Consider the following 272-nt stretch of genomic DNA (forward strand, 5'->3'; position numbering starts at 1 on the left):
TCAGTGGCAACGTCGCGAAGAGGACTTGCAGCCTTTCGTTTTGGATAAAAACCGTCTCATCCACAATGTGGAAAAATACACGGTCAAGTATGCCTACCTGCGGGTTGAGGGAGAACGGATCTTGCAGCAGCTGCAGCGTACGTATCGGACCGTGTTTGACAAGGAAATCGCTGGGACCGAGTACGACTTTACACTGTAGGAGGTGCGAGTCATGATTATTCGTGCCAGCGGTGTAGATCGGTATCTCTTTGAGAATTACCTCAAGTCATCTC

At 49.6% G+C, this 272-nt stretch carries 1 pseudogene; it reads left to right on the forward strand.

Annotated elements, in window-relative coordinates:
• Positions 1-199 (forward strand): annotated as a pseudogene (locus SB773_RS31780) (AAA family ATPase); the annotation flags it as partial.
• Positions 200-272: the final 73 nt, after the last annotated feature.

Origin of the sequence: Bacillus sp. SIMBA_074, from assembly GCF_046534555.1 — a bacterium.
In the GTDB taxonomy this organism is placed as follows: Bacteria; Bacillota; Bacilli; order Bacillales; family Bacillaceae_G; genus Bacillus_A; species Bacillus_A mycoides.